The organism is Sphingomonas faeni, from assembly GCF_024273235.1.
Lineage (GTDB): Bacteria > Pseudomonadota > Alphaproteobacteria > Sphingomonadales > Sphingomonadaceae > Sphingomonas > Sphingomonas faeni_A.
The window spans coordinates 26252-48225 of sequence record NZ_JANBVH010000035.1 but is presented as its reverse complement, the minus strand read 5'-3'; the positions used below and the strand labels follow the sequence as shown (position 1 = coordinate 48225).

At 66.9% G+C, this 21974-nt stretch carries 20 protein-coding genes and 1 other RNA gene; 5 read left to right on the top strand and 16 right to left on the bottom strand.

The window, feature by feature from the left end; translation table 11 throughout:
• The 5 genes from NLI89_RS16870 to NLI89_RS16850 form a co-directional block, all read right to left on the bottom strand.
• A partial coding sequence (locus tag NLI89_RS16870) for a class I tRNA ligase family protein (RefSeq protein WP_254688092.1) occupies nucleotides 1-1397 on the bottom strand: 1397 nt, incomplete at its 3' end.
• A gap of 167 nt (nucleotides 1398-1564) precedes the next feature.
• Nucleotides 1565-2488, bottom strand: a complete 924-nt coding sequence (locus NLI89_RS16865) for a bifunctional riboflavin kinase/FAD synthetase (RefSeq protein ID WP_254688091.1) — start codon at nucleotides 2486-2488, stop codon at nucleotides 1565-1567.
• 172 nt (nucleotides 2489-2660) lie between these two features.
• Complete coding sequence (locus NLI89_RS16860; protein ID WP_254688096.1) at nucleotides 2661-3122, bottom strand: dihydrofolate reductase; 462 nt, start codon at nucleotides 3120-3122, stop codon at nucleotides 2661-2663.
• 255 nt (nucleotides 3123-3377) lie between these two features.
• Nucleotides 3378-3896 carry a hemerythrin domain-containing protein gene (locus tag NLI89_RS16855; RefSeq protein ID WP_254688090.1) on the bottom strand — a complete coding sequence of 173 codons (519 nt, stop codon included), beginning with the start codon at nucleotides 3894-3896 and terminating at the stop codon, nucleotides 3378-3380.
• A gap of 75 nt (nucleotides 3897-3971) precedes the next feature.
• On the bottom strand, nucleotides 3972-4766 hold the full coding sequence (locus tag NLI89_RS16850) for a thymidylate synthase (RefSeq protein ID WP_254688089.1): 795 nt from the start codon (nucleotides 4764-4766) through the stop codon (nucleotides 3972-3974).
• Between the two features lie 130 nt (nucleotides 4767-4896).
• Here NLI89_RS16850 and NLI89_RS16845 point away from each other — a divergent pair, with 130 nt between their 5' ends.
• Nucleotides 4897-5250 carry a JAB domain-containing protein gene (locus NLI89_RS16845; protein WP_254688088.1) on the top strand — a complete coding sequence of 118 codons (354 nt, stop codon included), beginning with the start codon at nucleotides 4897-4899 and terminating at the stop codon, nucleotides 5248-5250.
• 399 nt (nucleotides 5251-5649) lie between these two features.
• Here the strand turns inward: NLI89_RS16845 and NLI89_RS16840 are convergent, their stop codons facing one another.
• The 3 genes from NLI89_RS16840 to NLI89_RS16830 form a co-directional block, all read right to left on the bottom strand.
• Nucleotides 5650-6351 carry a class I SAM-dependent methyltransferase gene (locus NLI89_RS16840; RefSeq protein WP_254688087.1) on the bottom strand — a complete coding sequence of 234 codons (702 nt, stop codon included), beginning with the start codon at nucleotides 6349-6351 and terminating at the stop codon, nucleotides 5650-5652.
• A 110-nt stretch (nucleotides 6352-6461) separates the two neighbouring features.
• Nucleotides 6462-7589, bottom strand: coding sequence for a peptide chain release factor 2 (prfB, locus tag NLI89_RS16835; RefSeq protein WP_187505189.1), 1128 nt, complete (start codon nucleotides 7587-7589; stop codon nucleotides 6462-6464).
• Between the two features lie 132 nt (nucleotides 7590-7721).
• Nucleotides 7722-10241 (bottom strand): penicillin-binding protein 1A, encoded by a 2520-nt coding sequence (locus tag NLI89_RS16830; protein ID WP_254688086.1) that lies wholly within the window; start codon nucleotides 10239-10241, stop codon nucleotides 7722-7724.
• 493 nt (nucleotides 10242-10734) lie between these two features.
• Between NLI89_RS16830 and hrpB the strand changes: the two genes are divergently transcribed.
• Both hrpB and NLI89_RS16820 read left to right on the top strand, forming a co-directional pair.
• Complete coding sequence (gene hrpB, locus NLI89_RS16825) at nucleotides 10735-13263, top strand: ATP-dependent helicase HrpB (protein WP_254688095.1); 2529 nt, start codon at nucleotides 10735-10737, stop codon at nucleotides 13261-13263.
• Nucleotides 13264-13273: 10 nt separating this feature from the next.
• Nucleotides 13274-13555 (top strand): ETC complex I subunit, encoded by a 282-nt coding sequence (locus NLI89_RS16820; protein ID WP_187503982.1) that lies wholly within the window; start codon nucleotides 13274-13276, stop codon nucleotides 13553-13555.
• Between the two features lie 258 nt (nucleotides 13556-13813).
• Here the strand turns inward: NLI89_RS16820 and NLI89_RS16815 are convergent, their stop codons facing one another.
• The 4 genes from NLI89_RS16815 to NLI89_RS16800 are packed head-to-tail and all read right to left on the bottom strand — an operon-like array spanning nucleotide 13814 to nucleotide 16445.
• Nucleotides 13814-14317 (bottom strand): NUDIX hydrolase, encoded by a 504-nt coding sequence (locus tag NLI89_RS16815; protein WP_302675838.1) that lies wholly within the window; start codon nucleotides 14315-14317, stop codon nucleotides 13814-13816.
• Nucleotides 14314-14985: a TPM domain-containing protein gene (locus NLI89_RS16810; RefSeq protein ID WP_254688085.1), complete on the bottom strand. Its 672-nt coding sequence runs from the start codon at nucleotides 14983-14985 to the stop codon at nucleotides 14314-14316. The genes NLI89_RS16815 and NLI89_RS16810 overlap by 4 nt, the downstream gene beginning before the upstream one ends.
• Before the next feature lies 1 nt (nucleotide 14986).
• Nucleotides 14987-15838 carry a TPM domain-containing protein gene (locus tag NLI89_RS16805; RefSeq protein WP_254688084.1) on the bottom strand — a complete coding sequence of 284 codons (852 nt, stop codon included), beginning with the start codon at nucleotides 15836-15838 and terminating at the stop codon, nucleotides 14987-14989.
• Nucleotides 15839-15848: 10 nt separating this feature from the next.
• A complete protein-coding gene (locus NLI89_RS16800) occupies nucleotides 15849-16445 on the bottom strand; it encodes a LemA family protein (RefSeq protein WP_254688083.1) in 597 nt (198 codons plus the stop codon).
• Between the two features lie 104 nt (nucleotides 16446-16549).
• On the opposite strand from NLI89_RS16800, the gene mscL reads away from it, so the two are divergent.
• On the top strand, nucleotides 16550-17020 hold the full coding sequence (gene mscL / locus NLI89_RS16795) for a large conductance mechanosensitive channel protein MscL (RefSeq protein ID WP_254688082.1): 471 nt from the start codon (nucleotides 16550-16552) through the stop codon (nucleotides 17018-17020).
• 148 nt (nucleotides 17021-17168) lie between these two features.
• Here the strand turns inward: mscL and NLI89_RS16790 are convergent, their stop codons facing one another.
• Nucleotides 17169-17600 carry an RrF2 family transcriptional regulator gene (locus NLI89_RS16790; RefSeq protein WP_254688081.1) on the bottom strand — a complete coding sequence of 144 codons (432 nt, stop codon included), beginning with the start codon at nucleotides 17598-17600 and terminating at the stop codon, nucleotides 17169-17171.
• Nucleotides 17601-17701: 101 nt separating this feature from the next.
• On the opposite strand from NLI89_RS16790, the gene ssrA reads away from it, so the two are divergent.
• Nucleotides 17702-18057, top strand: a transfer-messenger RNA (tmRNA) gene (ssrA, locus tag NLI89_RS16785).
• A 60-nt stretch (nucleotides 18058-18117) separates the two neighbouring features.
• Here the strand turns inward: ssrA and NLI89_RS16780 are convergent.
• The 3 genes from NLI89_RS16780 to pnp all read right to left on the bottom strand — a co-directional run bounded on the left by NLI89_RS16780 (nucleotide 18118) and on the right by pnp (nucleotide 21907).
• Nucleotides 18118-18777 carry a hypothetical protein gene (locus NLI89_RS16780; RefSeq protein WP_254688080.1) on the bottom strand — a complete coding sequence of 220 codons (660 nt, stop codon included), beginning with the start codon at nucleotides 18775-18777 and terminating at the stop codon, nucleotides 18118-18120.
• A gap of 204 nt (nucleotides 18778-18981) precedes the next feature.
• Nucleotides 18982-19341 (bottom strand): response regulator, encoded by a 360-nt coding sequence (locus tag NLI89_RS16775; RefSeq protein WP_254688079.1) that lies wholly within the window; start codon nucleotides 19339-19341, stop codon nucleotides 18982-18984.
• A 139-nt stretch (nucleotides 19342-19480) separates the two neighbouring features.
• Nucleotides 19481-21907 carry a polyribonucleotide nucleotidyltransferase gene (pnp, locus tag NLI89_RS16770; RefSeq protein ID WP_254688078.1) on the bottom strand — a complete coding sequence of 809 codons (2427 nt, stop codon included), beginning with the start codon at nucleotides 21905-21907 and terminating at the stop codon, nucleotides 19481-19483.
• Nucleotides 21908-21974: the final 67 nt, after the last annotated feature.

Sequence of the window (21974 nt, the reverse complement as noted above, 5' to 3'; positions counted from 1 at the left end):
GCTTGCGGGAGGGGGGAAGAAGACGAGTCCATCGGGATGAACCATTGCGGGGTCGCGCGGAAGATCACCTTCGCCTTCGAGCGCCACGAATGCGGATAGCTGTGCTTGAAGTCGTCGCTCGCGGCCAGCAACGCGCCTGCCTCGCGCAGGTCGGTGCAGATCGGGCCGTCCGCGCTCACGAACTTCTTGTTGATGACCGACCCTTGCCCGCCGAGCCATGCCCAGTCGGCGCGGTACATCCCCGCGCCGTCGACTGCGAAGACCGGGTCGATGCCATATTGCTTGGAGAGTTCGAAATCGTCCTCGCCGTGATCCGGCGCCATGTGGACGAGCCCGGTGCCCGCATCGGTCGTGACGAACGCGCCCGGGAGGAACGGGCGCGGCTTCGCGAAGAACCCGCCGAGTGCGTGCATCGGGTGGCGTGCGGTTGCGTCGGCGAGGTCCGAGCCCTTGCCGCGCCAGCGCAAATTCCACATCGAGTCGGGCCCCGCAAAAAAGCCGCAGCGCTTAGTAAACTGGTCCAGCAATGCTTCCGCGACGAGATAGGTCGGGCCATATTCGGGGGATCGCAACGGGTCGCCACCGACCGTTCCAGCTACAGCGACATACTCGATCTCAGGCCCATAGCTCAGCGCCTGGTTCACCGGGATCGTCCACGGCGTCGTCGTCCAGATCACCGCATGCGCGCCCACGAGTTCGGGCGCGTTCGGCGCAGAGTCGATCTCGAACGCGACGTCAATTTGAGTGGAAACGATGTCCTCATACTCGACCTCGGCCTCGGCGAGCGCGGTCTTCTCGACCGGCGACCACATCACCGGCTTGGCGCCGCGGTACAGCTGGCCGCTCTCGGCGAACTTCAGCAGCTCGCCGACGATCGTCGCTTCCGCGTCGTACTTCATCGTCAGGTAGGGATCGGCCCAGTCGCCCATCACGCCGAGCCGTTCGAACTCGGCCTTCTGCACCTCGACCCATTTCTCGGCATAGGCGCGGCATTCGGCGCGGAACTGTGCGACGGGGACGTCGTCCTTGTTGAGCTTCTTCGCGCGATACGCTTCCTCGACCTTCCACTCGATCGGCAGGCCGTGGCAGTCCCAGCCGGGGACATAGGGCGCGTCCTTGCCCATCAGCGACTGCGAGCGCACGATGATGTCCTTCAGGACCTTGTTCATCGCGTGGCCCATGTGGATGTCGCCGTTCGCATAGGGCGGGCCGTCATGCAGGATGAACCGCTCGCGCCCGAGCCGCTGTTCGCGCAGCCGGTCGTAGATGCCGAGCTTCGCCCAGCGCTCGAGGATCGCCGGCTCCTTGGCGGCGAGGCCCGCCTTCATCGGGAAGTCGGTCTTCGGCAGGAAGACGGTGTCGCGGTAATCGCGGGCGGGCGCAGGAGTATCGGTCATAAGTGGGCCGGGCTGTAGCGGGTAGCGGCTCACGTTGCCATCCCCCGTCCCGCTCTTGCTCCCCTCCCTGGAAGGGAGGGGCTGGGGGTGGGTCGGTTCGGAATTGCCGTCACGTTCGCCAACCGGCCGACCCACCCCCGACCCCTCCCTTCCAGGGAGGGGGGAAGTCAGCCGAGGATCGCCCTGGCCCGCGCGCAGTCGGCGTCCATCTGCGTCGTCAGCGCGTCGAGGCTGTCGAACTTCGCCTCCGGTCGGAGATACTCGACCAGCGAGACTTCGAGCGTCTGCCCGTACAGGTTTTCCGAGAAATCGAAGAAGAACGGCTCGAGCAGTTCCTTCGGCGGATCGAAGCTCGGGCGGATGCCGAGATTCGCGGCGCCCTTGACGATGCGGCCGTCCTCCAGCCGCCCGGTCACCGCGTAGATCCCGTAGGCCGGGCGAAGATAATTGCCCATGTCGAGGTTCGCCGTCGGATAGCCGATCGTGCGGCCGACCTTGTTGCCGTGCTGGACGACGCCCTCGATCGCGAACGGCCGCGTCAGCAGGCGCGTGGCGGTGGCCATGTCGCCGGCGCGCAACGCGTCGCGGACTCGCGTCGAGGACACCGTCTCACCGTCGAGCGCGACGGCGCCGACCGTCTCCGCGCGAAACCCGTGTGCGGCCCCGCGCGTGGCGAGCGTGTGGACCGTGCCGCTCTTGGCATGGCCGAAGGTGAAGTCCTCGCCGGTCACCACACCGCCGACGCGCAGGTTGCGCTCGAGCCGATCGGCGATGAACTGCTCGGCGGTCAGCGCGGCGAGATCGCCGTCGAAGTGGAACACCACCATCGCGTCGGCGCCGGCGTCTGCGAACAACCGCTCGCGCTGGTCCAGCGTGGTGAGGCGGAACGGCGCGGTCGCGGGGCGGAAATGGCGCACCGGATGCGGATCGAACGTCGCCACCAGCGCCGGGCGGCCCTCCGCCTTGGCCCACGCGATCGCGCGCGCGACCACCGCCTGGTGACCGAGGTGAAATCCATCGAAATTGCCCAGCGCGACGATCCCGTCCGCAAGCTGCGAAGGAATGGAAGCGCCGCCGTCGAGCCGCTGCATGGAGGCGGGCTATAGGGGGGTGGAAGGGGTCACGCTAGGTGTCACCGGATACGACGCTTTCCCCTCCCTGGAAGGAAGGGGTCAGGGGTGGGTGGGCTTCCGCAAGTTCCAGACGCCGATGGCATAAACTGGCCGACCCACCCCCGGCCCCTCCCTTCCAGGGAGGGGGGCGTCAGCGCGTGAGCGTCACGAAGCTATAGGCAGGGCGATCACCCTCGGCGGGGTGGTCTTCGCGGGCGATCTCGCGCCAGCCATCGAACGCGGGCACGGTCGCGTCGCCCTCGGGTTCGGCATGGACTTCGGTGAGTTCGATTCGATCCGCGTGGGGCAGCAACTGCGCGTAGATCTGCGCGCCGCCGATCACCGCGACGTCGTCGCCCGCCATCGCCAGCGCTTCCTCGACCGAATACGCGACCTCGGCACCCGCCGCGGTCCAGTCGCCGCGCGTGAGGACGATGTGGCGACGGCCGGGGAGGGGGCTCGGGAAGCTCTCGAACGTCTTGCGCCCCATCACCATCGGCTTGCCCATCGTCAGCGCCTTGAAGCGCTTGAGATCGGCGGGGATGCGCCAAGGCAGTTGGCCGTCGCGGCCGATGACGCCGTTGGTGGCGCGGGCGAGGTAGAAGGTGATCATGGCGGTGGTCATGCCGGACGTCATATCTCGCGACTAGCCCCGTTGTTCTCCTGCGCACGCAGGAGTCCAGGATTGCGGGAGATGGCGCTTGGGACCCTGGGCTCCTGCGTCCGCAGGAGAACCGTACCCCTATAATTCCACCCCGGCGCAGGCCGGGGCCCAATTGGGAGACGTTGCTGATGGGTGCCGCGCTCCGTTACGCCGACCTTTCCAATTGGGCCCCGGCCTTCGCCGGGGTGGTAAGGTGGTGGGGCCTCAGCTTGGCGCGTGCTCCTTCACATATGCCTCGGGGTCCTTGTCGACGACCTTCACCCCGTTCAGATGATTCGCCTCGAACGCCGCAAACCGCACCCCCAGCTCATGCCGCTCCTCCAGCGTCGCATGTTTGCGGAAATCGGTCAGGCCCTGACGTTCTTCCTCCGCCAGATGATCGCTGTTCGCCTTGTTGCATTCGCCGACCGCTTCGAACCACGCATCCGAACCCACCGGATGCTTGTCGACCGCCTCGCCCGTATCGCGGATGTCGTTGTGATCCTCGATCGCGTCCTCGGTCTCCTCGGCGACCGAATCGGCGTCGTTGCCGCCGGTGCCGATCTTCATCAGACGCGGGTAGAAGAAGCGCTCCTCCGCCTCGGCATGCGCGTCGAGCAGGTTCTTGAGCCGCGTCCACAGCGCCGACAGCGCCTCGGTGTCCTTGGCGTCGATCGAATCGATCTGCGCGAACAGCGCGCGCTGCTGCGCGTGTTCATCGAGAATGAGCTGGGTGATGTCCATGATGGGCCTTCCGAATAGGTTCGGACGGTCAACCAAGGGCGCCACCCCCGGTTCCTATTGCGATTCGCTCTCTGTTCAGACCGCGACCGGCGCCTTGATGTGGGCCTGCGCCACGTAATCGTGGAGCACGAAGTCCTCATATTCATACGTATCGATCGAGTCCGGCTTCCGCACGATCTCGAGCCGCGGCAACGGCCCCGGCGAGCGCGTCAGTTGCAGCTGAGCCTGCTCCAGATGGTTCGAATAGAGGTGGCAATCGCCGCCGGTCCAGATGAACTCGCCGACTTCCAGCCCGCATTGCTGCGCGAGGATATGCGTCAGCAGCGCATAGCTGGCGATGTTGAACGGCACGCCGAGGAAGATGTCGCCCGAGCGCTGGTAGAGTTGCAACGACAGCTTGCCGTTCGCGACATGCGTCTGGAACAGGCAGTGGCACGGCGCGAGCGCCATTGCGTGGAGGTCGCCCGGGTTCCACGCGCTGACGATCTGGCGGCGCGAGGCGGGGTTGGTCCTGATCTGGTCGATCAGCTCGGCGATCTGGTCGATGTGGCGGCCGTCCGCGGTCGCCCAGTCGCGCCATTGCTTGCCGTAGACCGGGCCGAGATCGCCGTTCTCGTCCGCCCACTCGTCCCAGATCGCGACTTTCCGGTCCTGCAACCAGCGGACATTGGTGTCGCCGCGCAGGAACCACAGCAATTCGACGATGATCGAGCGGAGGTGGAGCTTCTTGGTGGTGAGCACGGGGAAGCCCTGCGCGAGATCGAACCGCATCTGCGCGCCGAACACGCTGAGCGTGCCGGTGCCGGTGCGGTCCATCGTCTCGACGCCGGTCGAGAGCACGCGGTCCATGAGGTCTAGATATTGGCGCATGGTGCGTGCGTAGCGGTGCGGGGGCGGGGGCTCAAGCGGATGTGGACGCGGTTGCGCGTGCAGCCGCCCGCCCGACGGCGCACGCGGGTATGTGCCACCGCCGCTTGCGCCCTATCCTTGTATCGCCGACTTGAGGACGGCGCGTGCGCTGTTCGCCGGGCTGTGTGATGCCACGATCGAGATCATGGCAGTCGCATATCTTGATCCGAATCGGAGGCTTCTCGGGATGCGGCATGTCGCGGGCGGGAGGGATCACGTGGCGATCTCGATCCGCACGGTCGCGGCGGATGCGCTGGGGTTCGATGCGGTCGCGGTCGTGATCGCGCACAATCACCCGAGCGGCGATGCGACGCCGAGTGCGCGCGACGTGGCATTCACGCGAGCGCTGGCGGCGGGGTTGCGGACGCTGGACGTGCTGCTGCTGGATCATCTGGTGATCGCGGAGGAGCGGGTAACGAGCCTGCGCGCGATGGGCGTGGTGTGAGGTCGCGCGGCAATCCCCTACACTACCGTGGCCGGATCAGCTTGATGAAGCGGAGTTTTCCGTGGCGATGGAGAAGTTTGTTTCCCCGCAAAGGCGGGGACCCAGGCTGGGCTCCCGCCTTCGCGGGAGAACAAGGAAGTGTGGGCTGCCGTCGGATCGCGCGCGACGGACTCACAAGTCTGCGCATGAGGAGCGATGTGAAGGACGCGTGCCCGCCCAAGCACACCACCCCGGCGAAGGCCGGGGCCCAGTTGGGGGACGTCGCCAACTTAGAGCCGAACGCCGTTACTGCTGCCTTTCCAACTGGGCCCCGGCCTCCGCCGGGGTGGTGCAGTTGGCCGGGTTAGGATTTGGAACCGAAGCCGAAGCCGAAGCCGAAGCCGAAGCCGACGCTCATCCTCACTTCAACCGACACGCCCGGATCGCCTCAGGCTTCGGCCGCGGCCCGGTCGCCTTGAACGTCGCCAGATACCCGCCCGCCGACGGCATGTCGTCCATATCCACCTGCGTGTACCCCACCGCCGCGAACTCGCACTTCAACAGCGCCGGCGGCGTGCCGTGGTCCTGCGTCCGGCGGTTCGCATCCACTACAACCACCAGCCCGTCGGGCTTCAACGACGGCCGCAACCGCCACAGGAACTCGTACGGCTGCTCGATCTCGTGATACATGTGCACCATCAGCACCCGGTCGAAACTCGCCTCGGGCAGCTTGGGGTCGTTCGGCTCGCCCAGCTTCACGCTGACGTTCGCCAGGTCCTCGCGCGCGACGCGTTCCGCCAGCGTGTCGCGAACGCTCGCGACGATGTCCTCGGCGAGCACGCGGCCCTCCTTGCCGACCCGCGCCGCCATGCGGATCGTGTAGTATCCTTCGCCCGCGCCGATATCCGCGACCGTCATGCCCTTGCTGATCTCGGCCTTGTTCATCACCTCGCCGGCTTCGTTCAGCCGATCGCGCGCCTCTTCGTTAGACCAGCGCGACGATACGATCGACGCGACCGGACGGTCGGCGGCGGGAAACACCGGCTCCTTGGGCTCGCGCTTGATCAGCGGCTTGCTGCCGTCGCACGCGCCCAACGACAGAGCCAGCCCACCCAGAAACACCGTTCGTGCCGAGTAGCGACCGAGCCTGTCGAGGGCGCGTATCGAGGTGCATGTCCCTCGATACGCCTTCTCGATACACTCGAACGCTACTCGGGACGAACGGGTGGAGTTCAATCGACGTCCTCCACTTCGACGGCCTCGCCCGTCACGCGCTGCGACAGCGCGGCCGCCATGAACATTTCGAGGTCGCCGTCGAGCACGTCCGACGGGCTGGTCGAGACCACGCCCGTCCGCAAATCCTTCACCATCTGGTACGGCTGAAGCACGTAGGAGCGGATCTGGTGACCCCAGCCGATATCGGTCTTGCCCGCATTCTCGGCGTTCGCCGCAGTCTCGCGGATCGCCAGTTCGCGCTCGTACAGGCGCGCGCGAAGCTGGTTGTACGCCTCGGCCTTGTTCTTGTGCTGCGAGCGCTGGTTCTGGCACTGCACGACGATGCCGGTCGGGATGTGCGTGATACGCACCGCCGAGTCGGTCGTGTTGATGTGCTGGCCACCGGCGCCCGACGCGCGGTAGGTGTCGATGCGCAGGTCGCTCTCGTTGTATTCGACCTCGATATTGTCGTCGACGACCGGATACACCCAGACGCTGGCGAACGACGTATGCCGCCGCGCGGCCGAGTCGTACGGGCTGATCCGCACGAGCCGGTGCACGCCGCTCTCGGTCTTGGCATAGCCGTACGCGTTCTCGCCCTTGAGCAGCAGCGTGGCGGACTTGATCCCGGCCTGCTCGCCCGAATGCTGGTCGATCAGCTCGACCTTCAGGCCGTGGCGCTCGCCCCAGCGCGAATACATCCGGCTGAGCATGCCCGCCCAGTCCTGGCTCTCGGTCCCGCCAGCGCCGGCGTTGACCTCGATATATGTGTCATTGGCATCGGCCTCGCCCGCCAGCAGCGCCTTGATCTTGTCCCGGTCGGCACGCGCGGCGAGTTCGGCGAGCGCGGCGACGCCGTCCGCCTCCATCGCGGTATCGCCCTCGGCCTCGGCCATCTCGATCAGCTCGGCGGTGTCGCTGAGTTCGCTCTGGATCGCCCGCGTCGCGCTGATCGCCTCGTCGAGACGACGACGCTCGCGCATCACCTCCTGCGCGGCCTTTGGATCGGACCAGAGCGCCTGATCCTCGACGCGCGCGTTCAGCTCGTCGAGACGACGCAGCGCGCGGTCCCAGTCGAGGAAGCGGCGCAGCAGCGCAAGCGCGTCGTTGATGGTGTCTACGTGAGCCTGCGCTTCGGCGCGCATGGGTATTCTCCGGTCTTCGTCATGCCAGCGAAAGCTGGCATCTCCTGCGGCGAGGAGTGTCCTCCCTTACCACGAGATCCCAGCTTTCGCTGGGATGACGCATTGATGTGCGATGACGTCTATATAAGGGCGCTAGTAGATTCCGCCTTGTCTTTGCAAGAAATCGCTGTCGCGCGGCGCTTCGGCCTTCTTCACCGCGGTGGTGGTCGCCGCCGCGGTCGGGGCGGCATCGGAGCGCCGGGCGGCACGGCGCGGTTCGCTCTCCGGCTTGAACGCTTCCCAGATCACCGCGGGCTTGGGATCGTCGGTGTTCGGCCACGTACCATAGACCGGCCGGCCACTCCCGCGATCGATCCGGACCATGCGGATTCCGGCGGGCGCGCGGAACGGCAGCTTCGGCAGGTTCTCATACGCCTTCACCGCGAACTGCTTGAAGATCGGCGCGGCGAGCGTCCCGCCCTGCGCCGCCCCCCCCAGGTTCCGCGGCGTATCGAAGCCGATATACAGCCCCCCGACGAATTGCGGCGTGCCGCCGATGAACCACACGTCGGTCGGGCCGTTGTTGGTGCCGGTCTTGCCGAACATCGGTCGATCGAGATCGCGCAAGGTGACCGCGGTGCCGCGCTGGACGACGCCCTCGGTGATGTGGACCATCTGGTACGCGGTCATCGCATCGAGCACCTGGCGCTGGCGCGTGATCGGCCGCGGCATCGGCTTGCCGTCCCAGTCGGGCGCGTTGCACCGGTCGCACGGACGCCAATTCTCCGGCCAGATCACCTTGCCGTGCCGATCCTGCACGAAGTCGATAAGCGACGGCGGACCGCCTTTGCCGTTGTTCGCCAGGATCGAATACGCGTTGACCATCCGCCCGACGGTCGTCTCGCCGGCGCCCAGCGCGAACGAGAGATACGGCGCGTAATCGCCCACGCCCATCTTCTTGATGGTCGCGACCACCTTCGGCATGCCGGTCTGCGCGGCGGTCCGCACGGTCATCAGGTTGCGCGACTGCTCGATGCCCCAGCGCATCGTGTGCGGCCCGGCGCCACGCGAATTGCCGAAATTGCGGAAGCATTTCTGCCCCAGCCGCGCGCCCTGATAGACGCAGAACGGCCCGTCGACGATGATCGACGCCGGCGTCATGCCGTTGTCGAGCGCGGCGGAATAGACGATCGGCTTGATGGTGGAGCCCGGCTGGCGCATCGCCTGCGTCGCGCGGTTGAACGCCTGCAACCGGTCGTCGAAGCCGCCCTGCATCGCCAGCACGCGGCCGCTTGCGGGTTCCTCGACGACGAACGCACCCGAGACCTTGGGGATCGCCCGCAACGCGAACTGGCCGCCTTCCGGCGCCACTGCGATGATGTCGCCGACCTTGATCGCGCCGAACGCGTTGCCGCCCTTGCCGCGCACCGCCATCTGCGCCGCATAGCGCGGCAGCGTGCCGGTCTTGCCGGTGCGGAAGCCGAGGCTCCAGGCATTGCCGTCCTTACCCGTCACGATCGCCGCGACCCAATCCCGGTAATCGAGCGCGATATTGCTGTTGAGCAGTGGCTGGAGCCAGTTGTCGTCCTCGATCTCGACATGGCGGATGGGGCCGTTCCAGCCGCGCCCGCTGTCGAACCGCACCAGACCATCACGCAAGGCTTGCTGCGCCAGGTCCTGCAGCCGCGCGTCGAACGACGTCCGCACCCACAGCCCGCCCGAATAGACGCTGTACGGCCCATCCTTCGCACTCTCGCCGAACTTCGCCATCAGCTGACGGCGGACTTCCTCGACGAAATAGCCACCGACGCTCTGGAACTTCGGCGTACGCCGCAACACCGCGCCGAGCGGCTCCGCATTCGCCTGGTCCCGCTGCGCACGCGTGATGAAGCCGTTGTCGAGCATCCGGTTCAGCACATAGTTGCGCCGGATCATCGCGCGCTCGGTGTTGCGCACCGGATCGTAGTTCGACGGCCCCTTGGGCAGGATCGCGAGATACGCCATCTGCGCGAGATCGAGCTGGTCGAGTTCCTTGTCGAAATAGGCATGGCTCGCCGCCTCGACGCCGAACGCGTTACGCCCGAGCGCGATCTGGTTGAGGTACAGCTCCAGGATCTGCGGCTTGGTCAGCGTATCCTCGATCTTGTACGCCAGCACCGCCTCGCGCAGCTTGCGCGACGGCGAATAGGCGTTGCCGATCAACAGGTTCTTCGCGACCTGCTGCGTGATCGTCGAGCCGCCTTTGGCGCGCTTGCCGGTGCCGAGCTTGGTCACATAGTCGTACACCGCGCCGGCGAGGCCGGGATAATCGACGCCGTGATGCTCGAAGAACGACTTGTCCTCGGCGGCGAGGAACGCCTTCACCAGCAGCGGCGGATATTCGGCATAGCTGAGTTCCACGCGGCGTTCGCGGGCGTAGCTGTGGATCGGCGCACCATCGATGCCGCGCACGTTGGTCGGGAGCGGCGGCTCGTAGGTGCGCAGCGTATCGACCGACGGCAAATCGCGCATGACCGTGAACCAGAACGCGAAGATCGCGACGACGCCGAGCACGGCAAGCGCCAGCGCCGCCTTGGTCCAGCGGCTCGACCAGGCGCGCGCGACCCCGCCGCGGAGCCGGTCGCTGGTGCGGCCTGTCGCCGTCGTCGAGTTGGGGGAGGGATCGGACGCCATGATTACTGCCGCAGCGTCTAGCAGGTTAGCGCGCGCTTGCCAGCCTCCGGTGCGATGGGGGGCGGGGCGAGTTTTCTCACGCGAACCGTTACGCGGAGTTTGCGCGGTACCTAGCTATCAGAGAAAGTGCACCACCCCGGCGGAGGCCGGGGCCCAGTTGGAAAGGCTCGAGTAACGAACCGCAACCGTCGTCAGCAACGTTTCCCAACTGGACCCCGGCCTTCGCCGGGGCGGTGCTGTTAACGGATGGGTAATTCATCGACGCCCGTGACCCCGAACGATCCTCCCCCGCCAGGGGGAGGTGGCACCGAAGGTGACGGAGGGGGAAGACACGGAGCGGTGGTTATCGCTTACCGCCCCCTCCGTCTGGCAAGCGCCAGCCACCTCCCCCTGGCGGGGGAGGATCGCAAAGTTCTGGCGCTCACCCCCGAACGACATGCCCGCGCACTCACAAAACCTGTCGCCAACCCCGCCACTGTGGCAGCAGGCGCGCATGACCCCGCCGCCGCTGCCGATCCTCACCGTACTGCCCGACCTCCTCGCCACCCTACGCGATCGAACCTCAGCCGTCCTCGTAGCCCCCCCGGGCGCCGGCAAGACAACCGCAGTCGCCCCGGCCCTCCTCGCCGAACCCTGGTGCACCGGCGAGATCCTCCTCCTCTCCCCCCGCCGCCTCGCCGCCCGCGCCGCCGCCGAACGCATGGCCTCGACCGCCGGCGAATCCGTGGGGCAGACCTTCGGCTACGCCACCCGCATGGACAGCAAGCGCTCCGCCGCCACCCGCGTCACGGTGATCACCGAGGGCATCTTCGTCGCGCGCATCCAGGCCGATCCCGAACTCGCCGGCGTCTCCGCAGTCCTGTTCGACGAAGTCCACGAACGCAGCCTCGACGGCGATTTCGGCCTCGCGCTGGCGCTCGACGTGCAAGCCGGCTTCCGCCCCGACCTGCGCATCGTCGCGATGTCCGCAACGCTCGACGGCGCACGGTTTGCAGCATTGATGGACGGCGCCCCCGTCATCGAAAGCGAAGGCCGAAGCTATCCGCTGACGCTCCGCCACATCGGCCGCCAGGCGGAGTTGCGCATCGAGGACTCCGTCGCCGCCGCCATCCGCCGCGCGCTCGGCGAAGCGGAGGGCGGCGTGCTCGCCTTCCTCCCCGGCGTCGCGGAGATCGAACGCACCGCCGACCGCCTCGCCAATTTGCCCGACGACATCGTCCTCCACGAACTCCACGGCAGCCTCGATCCCGCCGCGCAACGGGCTGCGATTCTCCCCGAACCCGACGGCCGGCGGAAGGTCGTGCTCGCCACCAGCATCGCCGAAACCAGCCTCACGCTCGACGGCATCCGCATCGTCGTCGACTCGGGGCTGGCGAGACGCCCCCGCTACGACCGCGCCGCCGGCATGACCCGACTGGTCACCGAACGCGCGAGCCAGGCCGCCGTCACGCAACGCGCCGGCCGCGCCGCGCGGTTAGGGCCGGGCGTAGCGTATCGCCTGTGGGAAGACGCGGCCACCGCCGGCCTCCCGCGCTACGATCCGCCCGAAATTCTCGAAGCAGACCTTTCCGCGCTGGTCCTCGCCTGCGCGCTCTGGGGCGTCGGCGATCCTCGAGACCTTCGCTGGATCGACCCACCCCCCGCCGCTGCGATCGACGAGGCGATGGCGCGGTTGGCGACGCTGGAAGCGATCGAGGACGGTCGCCCGACGTCGCACGGGCGCGCGATTGCCAAACTCCCGATGCCCCCGAGACTCGCGCACATGCTGCTGAGGGCAGGGGAGCGCGGGCTGGCGCCGGTTGCGGCCCAAATCGCAGTCCTGCTCGGCGAACGCGGCATCGGTGGACAGGACGTCGACCTCGAAACTCGCCTCCGCCGCTGGAAAACCGAACGCGGAGCCAAGGCGCAAGCGGCGAGAGCAATGGCCGAGAGATGGGCGAAACTTGCCCCCCCTCCCGCAAGCGGGAGGGGGCTGGGGGGTGGGCTCGCGCCATCCTCGTCGCGCGACGTCGAAACCGGGCGCCCACCCCCCAACCCCCTCCCGCAAGCGGGCGGGGGAGCAGAAGTTTGCGTCGCGCTCGGCTTCCCCGACCGAGTCGCGCGCCGCCGCGATGCGTCGGGCGAAACCTGGGCCTCGGTCGGCGGGCGCGGGTTCAAGCTCGACCCGACCTCGCCGCTCGCCCGTTCCGAATGGCTCGCCGTCGCCGACACGCAAGGCTCGGCGGCCGGCGCGCGCATCCTCTCCGCGGTAGCGATCGACCACGTCACCGTCGAAACCCTCTTCGCCGACCGCATCGAATCCCGCCGCACCGTGACGTTCGACCCCACAACCGGCGGCATCCAGGCCCTCCGCGAACGCCGCCTCGGCGCGATCCGCCTCTCCAGCGGGCCTGACAGCGGCGCCGATCCCGACGCGATCCTCGCCGCGCTCATCGACGGCGTCCGCGAACACGGCGTCGCGCTGCTCCCGTGGAGCGACGGCGCCCAGGCGCTGCGCGACCGCGCCGCCTATGCCGGCGTACCGCTCGACGACGTGACCCTGCTCGCCCGCGCGGACGAATGGCTCGCGCCCCTGCTCGCGGGCAAACGCCGACTCGACTCGATCGCACCTAGCGCGCTCGCCGAAGCGCTGCGTAACCTGCTCGGCTGGGACGCGATGCAGACCATCAACCGCCTCGCGCCACCCGATTTCACCAGCCCCGCCGGCAGCACGCACGCGATAGACTATGCCGCGGAAGGCGGCCCCCGAGTCGAACTCCGCGTCCAGGCCCTGTTCGGCCTCGCGGTGCATCCGACGATCGGCGAGGCGCGCGTGCCGCTGGTCCTCAGCCTCACATCCCCCGCCGGCCGCCCGATCCAGACGACACGAGACCTCCCCGGTTTCTGGGCGGGCAGCTGGACCGCGGTGGCGAAGGAAATGCGCGGTCGCTACCCCAAGCACCCCTGGCCCGACGACCCTGCCGCGGCGTCCGCGACGCTGCGCACGAAAAAGGCGGATGCAAGGGCCGCCGGTTCGCGATAAAGGAGCATCCATGCCAACCGCCCGTATCTTCCAGCGCCCCAAGAACGCCATGCAGTCCGGCAAGCACCGGACCGACGCCTGGCAGCTCGAATTCGAACCCTCGGAGCCGAAACGCCCCGACCCGCTCACCGGCTGGGCCGGCAGCGGCGACACGCGTGACCAGGTGCGCCTGCTGTTTCCGACCGCCGAAGCCGCGATCGCGCATTGCGAGCGCGAGGGGTTTGGATACACCGTCGTCCCGGCGCCGCAGAAGACGCTGAAGCTGCAGAGCTACGCGGACAACTTCAAGTAAGCTGAAGGGGGTGGGCGCTCTGGGCGTCCGCTAGCACTCGCTTCCTTGTTCTCCCGCGAAGGCGGGAGCCCAGTCTGGGTCCCCGCCTTCGCGGGGAAACAAGTCTCGTACGGTTTAGCGATAGCGCCACCGACCGCTGATGTCAGTGTCACCCATCGCCACCGGCGTCTCTCCCTCTCCCAACGGGGAGAGGGAAGGGGCCCACGGCGACTTTGCCGTGGGAAGGGTGAGGGCAGGGTGCGTGCGCGACACCCGCCGCTAAAGAATCGACCCCGCCAGGATCAGCAGCATCTTCGTATCGATCGCCACGCCCGCGGCCCGCTTCTCCGCCACGAACCCCGGCACGTCCGCCAGCGGCACCCGGTGCACGGTGATATTCTCGTCACCATCCCCGCCGCCATCGCCGACCTTGGTCAACCCGGTTGCGCGCACCAGCGTGAAGCATTCCGACGTCATCCCCGGCGACGAATAGAACACGCCGAGATTTTCGATCGCGTCCGCACGGTAGCCGGTTTCCTCCTCCAGCTCGCGCCCGGCCGCCACCGCGACGCTCTCGCCCGCGGTCTCGTCACCGACCAACCCGGCCGGCAACTCAAGGCACGCCCGCCCCAGCGGCACGCGGAACTGCTCCACCAGGATCACGTCGCCGTCATCGATCGCGACGATCACCGCCGCGGCGATCTCACCCTGGCGCGCGGCGAATTCCCACGTGCCCTCGGTCTGCACGGTCAGGAATTTCCCCGCCCATACGGTCTTGCTCATAATTCGATCAGCCTATCCGGAAGTTCGTTCACCGCGGTACCGGTTCGCGGGAAATGCTCCGCCAACACCGCGCCGATCTGCGCGACCGCGTCCGCCATGCCGTCGGCGGGACGATCGTCGCGGACGCCGGCCAGCACGGCTGCCATCGCCGCGCCCCAGGTTTCGTTCGGCACGCGCGAGTGGATCGCGTCATCGGCGATGATCTCGGCACGATGCTCGGCCAGCGACAGATACAGCAGCACGCCGGTCGAGCCCTTGGTCCGCTTCTCGGCCCCCGCACGGAACAGCAGCAGGGCCCTTCGCCGCACCCGCCGCGCCTTGGTCGCGCCGGGGCTCAGCGCCACCCGCGCCGGAGTCCAAGCCAGCACCAGCCTGACCGCGAGGAACACCAGAGTCACCAGCACCAGCGCGATCGCATACAGCGCGCCCTGCGGTGCCGACTGCGCCCACGGATCGACCAGCCCCGCGTAGATATGATCCGCCGCGACCGGGTGGAACGCGAGCAGCGCCAGCGTCAGCAGCATCGCCAGTACCGCCCAGTGCAGGGACACGTCGTGATACGCATCCGACTGCCGTGCGACGATCGTGACGATCTCGCCGGTCGTCGCCGTCTCCGCCTGCGTGACCGCCGCGGTGACGCGGTCGTGATCGGTTTCGCTCAGCCGCATGTCACCAACTCCCCGATGCGCCGCCGCCGCCGCCGGATCCACCGCCGCCGCCACCGAAACCGCCGCCGCCCCAGCCACCGCCGCTATCGCCGCCGCCGCCGAAGCCACCGCCGCCGCCGCCGCCGCCGCCACGGGTCATCGCGTCGGCGATGCTCCACAGCACGATCGGCAAGGCACCGCTGCCGCCAGCGCGCCCACCATCGGTGTAGCGCTGCCCGCTGACCCGCCGCGAGATCATCGGGATGACGATCGCCGCCAGCACGATCCCGAAGAAGATCAGCCCGATCGGCACGCCGCCGCCACCCGAATTGGCGCGGCGATGCGTCTTGTCATACTCTGCCGCCGCGGCCGTCACCTTGGCGCGCGCCTCCGCATCGGGCAGCGCGAGCTGGTCCGCCACCGCGTTCGTCCCCGCGACGATCCCGCCGGGAATGTCGCCCGCCTTGAAGCGCGGCAGGATCTGCTGGTTGATCACCACGCTGGAGAACGCATCGGTCAGCACCGGCTCCAAGCCATAGCCGACCTCGATCCGCACCTTCCGGTCGTTCGGTGCGACCAGAAGGATCGCGCCGTTGTTCGCCTCCTTCAGCCCGACGCCCCAGCTCCGGATCAGCCGATTGCCGTAATCCTCGATCGGATAGCCGTCGAGATCGGGCACGGTCGCGACCACCAGTTGGTTGCCGGTCGCCTTTTGCAGGTCGTCGAGCCGCTTGGTCAGCGCAGCTTCCTGGTCGGGCGGAATGACGTTCGCCGCATCGACGACGAAGCCGGTGAACTTTGGAAGCGTCTGCGCGCTCGCGGCGCTGCTACCGAGCAGCACCGCGAACGCCAGCGTCAGGAGGTGGCGGAGCATAGCGCCCCGATCAGCTCGCGTTGCCGAAGTTCACCGTGGGCGCGGTCTCGGCGCCCGGCGTGGTCGCCGCGAACGGCACCATCGGCTTGGCACCATAGAAGATCTTCGCGCCGACCGCGTCGGGGAAGGTGCGGATCTTGGTATTATACTCCTGCACCGCGCCGTTATAGTCGCGCCGCGCGATCGTGATGCGGTTCTCGGTGCCCTCGAGCTGGCTCATCAGCGTGGTGTAATTGCCCTGGCTCTTCAGCTCGGGATACGCCTCCTGCAAGCGCTGCAGCGATACGCCGACCGCACCCTGGACGCGCTGATACTGCTCCATCTTCGCCGGATCGGAGAGATCGGCGGCCGAAACCTGGACCGAGTTCGCGGCCGAGCGCGCCTGCGTCACCTCGACGAGGATATCCTTCTCCTGCGCGCCGGCCGCCTTCACGGTCGCGACGAGGTTGGGGATCAGGTCGGCGCGACGCTGATAATTGTTCTGGACGTCGGCCCAGCGCGCCTTGGCGTTTTCCTCGGCGGTCGGCACGCTGTTGATCCCGCACCCGGCCAGTGCCGATGCGAGCAGGATCGCGGCGGTACCGCGGACGATTGTGGTGCGTGACATCGGGGCTCTCCTGAATACCTGTGTCACCCTCATAGGACAGTCCGCAGGGTTGGCGAAACCGAAATCGGTGGCTAGCCTTGGCCCGAACAGGGAAAGGGGCGTCGATGCTCAAGGAATTCAAGGCCTTCATCATGCGCGGCAACGTGCTCGATCTCGCCATCGCGGTGATCATCGGCGCGGCGTTCGGCAAGATCGTCACCTCGCTCACCGACGACGTGCTGATGCCGGTGATCGGCAAGATCTTCGGCGGGCTCGATTTCTCGAGCTATTTCTGGCGGATGGGGCCGGTGCCGGCGGGCTATGTCGGCTCGCTGACCGATTACGCCGCGCTCAAGAAGGCAGGCGTGCCGCTGCTCGGCTATGGTGAATTCGCGACGCAGCTCGTCAATTTCGTCATCGTCGCGGGCATCATCTTCATGATCCTCCGCGTGGTCAACCGGACGGCAGCGCTGATCGAGCGCGAGACGGCACGGTTGAAGCGCGAGGAAGACGCCACGCCGGTTGCGCCAGCACCAGAGCCGGTCGAGATCGCCCTCCTCCGCGAAATCCGTGACGAACTGAAGAAGCGCGGGTGAACTCGGGTCCCTCTCCCCTGCGGGGAGAGGGAGGGAGGAGCCGTCAGGCGACGGAAGGGTGAGGGGCGTGAGGCTCGGGACGGACATCCCAACACCCCCTCATCCGACGCTACCGCGCCACCTTCTCCCCGAGGGGAGAAGGAAAGTCTCACGCCGCGACCAGATCCTCGGCGTTCGCATCCGCCAAGCTCGTCCCGTCCAGGATCCGCGCAGTCTCGTCCCGTACCCGCATCATCGCATAGCGGATCGCGCAGTCGGCTTCGCTCTTGCAGTCGGGGCAGGGGCGGTACGCGGTGCGGCTGACGCATGGCACGAGCGCGAGCGGGCCCTCGATGATCCGGATCACCTCGCCGAGCGAAATCAGATGGCTCGGCCGCGACAGGCGATACCCGCCCATCTTGCCGCGATGGCTGTGCAACAAACCGGACTCGCGCAGATCGGCGAGGATCAGCTCGAGGAACTTGCGCGGCACGTTCGCCTCGGCAGCGATCCGCGTCATCGGGATCGGCGGGCTATTGGCCGGTTCACCGGCTAGGAAGATCATCGCGCGGAGCGCGTAGCGGGAGCGCTGCGTCAACATAATGCAGGTTGCTATGCACGCGCTTTGTGGCGAGCGGAAGGCGGTTTGGCACGCCGCGTGCTAGGACATTGACGTTTCTCGATAAAAAAGCATTGGAACCCGGGCTTTTCATCGCGTTGCGGCGCGCCTATATCGAGTATGCCGTCGGGGGAATCTTCTCTTGGCGGCTATGGCGATAAACCGTGGCGTGTCATAGACACAGCGGACCCGGGGGCAGTACCCGGCGACTCCACCACCGCCCTCTTCGAAAGAGGGGGACGATGACGGGGTCGAACTAGGATCGACGTGTGTTCAACGACGCTATGTTTCGCTCGGAATGGGACCACCGCAACGGCCCATACACAAGTGCCAACGATAACGAAGCACTCGCAATTGCCGCATAACTGACGGTCTAACGACCTAAGTTATACGGACGAAAGCGCGGTTCGGGCCACACCGGGCAACAGAAGTGGAAACCGGCGGTACGGGGAGCACCGAGCAACAGAAGCTCCCCACTTTCTGGAACACGCGGCCTCGATCATGCGGCCAGGCGCTCGACCAGTCGCAACACCGGCGGGCTGAAGCCCAGCGGACCGACCAGACCGTTCGTCACGACCAGCACGCCGCCGCCCCAATAATAGGCCGGATGTATCCGCCCGCGCAGGCGCAGGTCGTAGAGCATCCCCGCGATGACGAACACCGCCATCGACGCGAACACCGCGAGCGGTGCGAACGCGCCCAGCATCGGCATCGGCAGGATCCGCCCCAGCGCCGGCGACATGACCAGGATCGTCCCGCACAACATCAACCGCTTGTGCCACGCCGCCTGCTTCCGCAACGCGATCGCCCACGCCGTGAGCACGCCGAAGCCGATCACGCCCAGCACGTCGAGCACGAGAAAGACGCCCGGTGGAAAGAACGGCGGCACCCGGTGCTGCTTGATCGCCATGACCGTGGTCACGATGCCCAGCACCACCATCACCGCGGTAATACCCGCGCCAATCATGCCCAACTGGCGATGGCGCGCGACCGAACCGCGTACGATCAGCCAATTCTGCACGACGTAAATCATGATCCATGATAAGAATACACCGGCATGAAGATGGACATGCCAAGGCAGCGATAAGAAGGTCCAGTGCATCCGCGCGGCGTTCACGGTAAAGCCGAAGATCACGGTGACCGCAATGACTATCGCCATGACCAGAAAGAAGAGGCGCTCGCGTGCGATACCATCCTGCCGGATCGCACGCATAGTGTTCGCTGTTTCCATCATGTCGCCCCCGCGAGTCGATGCTCCAGCGAAGGACGATGATCTCAATCCTAGCGATCGACAAGCCGTAAGCTTAATTCCGCCCGCAAGCAGCAAGTGCAGAATATTCGGCGGCTCGACGTCATACTTTCGTCAGGGCTGAAGAAGCCTGCTGATCTGCGCGCCGGTATAGGGTTTCTGCACGAATTGCGCCGCTGCGGGGAGAGCAGCGGTCGTGCCGTTGTCGGTGCCGGACGTGACGAGGATCGCGATGTCGGGACGTTGCGCGTGCACCGCGTTGGCGAGGTCAATGCCGTTCAAATCACCCGGCATGCGGACATCGGTGAACAGGGCGGCGATATCGGGCCGCTCCTTGAGCTTGACCAGCGCGTCGGCCGCGTTGCTGGCTTCGACGACTTCATAGCCGGCATCCTCCAGCGCGAAGTTGGAGTGGACCCGGACGAGAGCGTCGTCATCGACGACGAGTATTACAGATTTGCGAATGGCGTTCATACCGGTTCGAACATCCGGCATGCCGCTCCGTTCCGATATTAATCATCTTTCACCCGACAATGGGGCAGGGCGAGCCTGATATGAGAAAGGGGCCCGGTTTCCCGAGCCCCTCCGTCATTTGCCGTTGAGCGGCAAAGGCTTAGTCGCGATCGCCCGTCAGGAACGCCGGTGCGAACTCGGGGGCCTTGTCGCCGTCCGAACGCTCGGCACGGGGAGCGCGCTCGCCGCCCTGGCCACCGCCGCCGTCGCGACGGGGACCACGGCCACCGCCGTTGCCGCCTGCGTCACGGCCACCGTCGCCGTCACGACGCGGGCCACGCGAGCCGCGGTCGCCGCCGCCGCCTTCGCCGCGCGGACCACGACCGCCACCGCCGTTACCAGCATCACGACCGCCATCGCCATCGCGACGCGGACCGCGCGGACCACGATCGCCACCCTCGCGGGGCTCACGGGCAGGACGCGTGTCCTCCAGCTCTTCGCCGGTCGTCTGGTCGACGACGCGCATCGACAGGCGCACCTTGCCGCGCGGATCGATCTCGAGAACCTTGACCTTGACCTCCTGGCCTTCGCTCAGCGCATCGCTGACCTTCTCGACGCGCTCGTTCTTGATCTCGGACACGTGGACGAGACCGTCCTTGCCACCCATGAAGTTCACGAACGCCCCGAAATCGACCAGGTTGACGACCTTGCCGTCATAGACCTTGCCGACTTCGGCTTCCTCGACGAGGCCCTTGATCCACTTGATCGCGGCTTCGATCTGCGCGGGGTCGGACGACGACACCTTGATCACGCCCTCGTCGTCGATGTCGACCTTTGCGCCGGTCTGCGCGACGATCTCGCGGATCACCTTGCCGCCGGTGCCGATGACTTCACGGATCTTCGACTTGTCAATCTGGAAGCTCTCGATGCGCGGTGCGTGGGCGCTGAGTTCCTCACGGGTGTGGTCGAGCGCCTTGGCCATCTCGCCCAGGATGTGTGCGCGGCCTTCCTTGGCCTGCGCCAGTGCCTTGCCCATGATCTCTTCGGTGATGCCGGCGATCTTGATGTCCATCTGCATCGTGGTGATGCCCTCGGACGTGCCAGCCACCTTGAAGTCCATGTCGCCGAGGTGATCCTCGTCGCCGAGGATGTCGCTGAGAACCGCGAAGTTCTTGCCCTCGAGGATCAGGCCCATCGCGATACCCGAAACCGGACGCTTAAGCGGAACGCCCGCATCCATCATGCTCAGCGAACCGCCGCAGACCGTCGCCATCGACGACGAGCCGTTGCTCTCCGTGATGTCCGACAGGACGCGGATCGTGTACGGGAACTCTTCCTTGGTCGGCAGCACCGGGTGCAGCGCGCGCCATGCGAGCTTGCCGTGACCGACTTCGCGACGACCCGGCGCACCGAAGCGACCGACTTCACCGACCGAGTAGGGCGGGAAGTTGTAGTGCAGCATGAAGTTTTCGTAGCTGAGGCCGTTCAGGCCGTCGATCATCTGCTCCGCGTCGCGCGTACCGAGCGTGGTGGTGCAGATCGACTGCGTCTCGCCGCGCGTGAACAGCGCCGAGCCGTGCGTACGCGGCAGGAAGTGGACCATCGCCTCGATCGGACGGATCTGCGTGGTGGTGCGGCCGTCGATGCGGGTGCCGTCCTTGAGGATGGCGCCGCGGACGATCTCCGCCTCCAGCTTCTTCATCAACTTGCCGGCTGCCATCTGGTCCTGCGGGGACGCGTCGGCGAATGCGGTCTTGCCCTTCGCACGAGCGGCATTCAGCAGGTCCGAACGCTTGGACTTGTCGGTCACCTTGTAGGCGGCGGCGATGTCCTTGCCGATCAGCTTCTTCAGCTTGTCCTTGGCGGTCGACAGGTCGGCCTGCTCGGCCATTTCCCAAGGATCCTTGGCAGCCTTCTCGGCCAGATCGATAATCAGGTTGGCGGCTTCGCGGCAGGCCTTGTGGGCGAACTGCACGGCGCCGAGCATGATCTCTTCCGAAAGCTCCTTGGCTTCCGATTCGACCATCATCACGGCCTGGCCGGTAGCGGCGACGACGAGGTCGAGATCGCCAGCCTTGGCTTCTTCCAGCGTCGGGTTAAGGATGTACGCGCCATCGACATAGCCGACGCGTGCCGCGCCGATCGGGCCCATGAACGGCACGCCGGAGATTGTCAGCGCCGCGGAGGCTGCGACCATCGCGAGGACGTCCGGCTCGTTCTCGCCGTCATACGACAGAACCTGGCAGATCACGTTGATCTCGTTGTAGAAACCCTCTGGGAAGAGGGGACGGATCGGGCGATCGATGAGACGGCTGGTCAGCGTCTCCTTTTCGGTCGCGCCGCGCTCACGCTTGAAGAAGCCGCCGGGGATGCGGCCGCTCGCGGAGAACTTCTCCTGGTAATGGACGGTGAGCGGGAAGAAATCCTGCCCTTCCTTGACGGTCCGTGCAGCCGTCACGGCGCACAGAACGACGGTCTCGCCGAGGGTGGCGAGGACTGCGCCGTTGGCCTGGCGCGCAACGCGGCCGGTCTCGAGCGTCAGCGTCTTGCCGCCCCACTGGGCGCTTACGGTCTTGGTATCGAACATTCTTTTTCCTTCACTCCGGTCGCCAGATGCGAACGGGGCCTATGTGCGGGCTTAGCCGGCCCGCGGC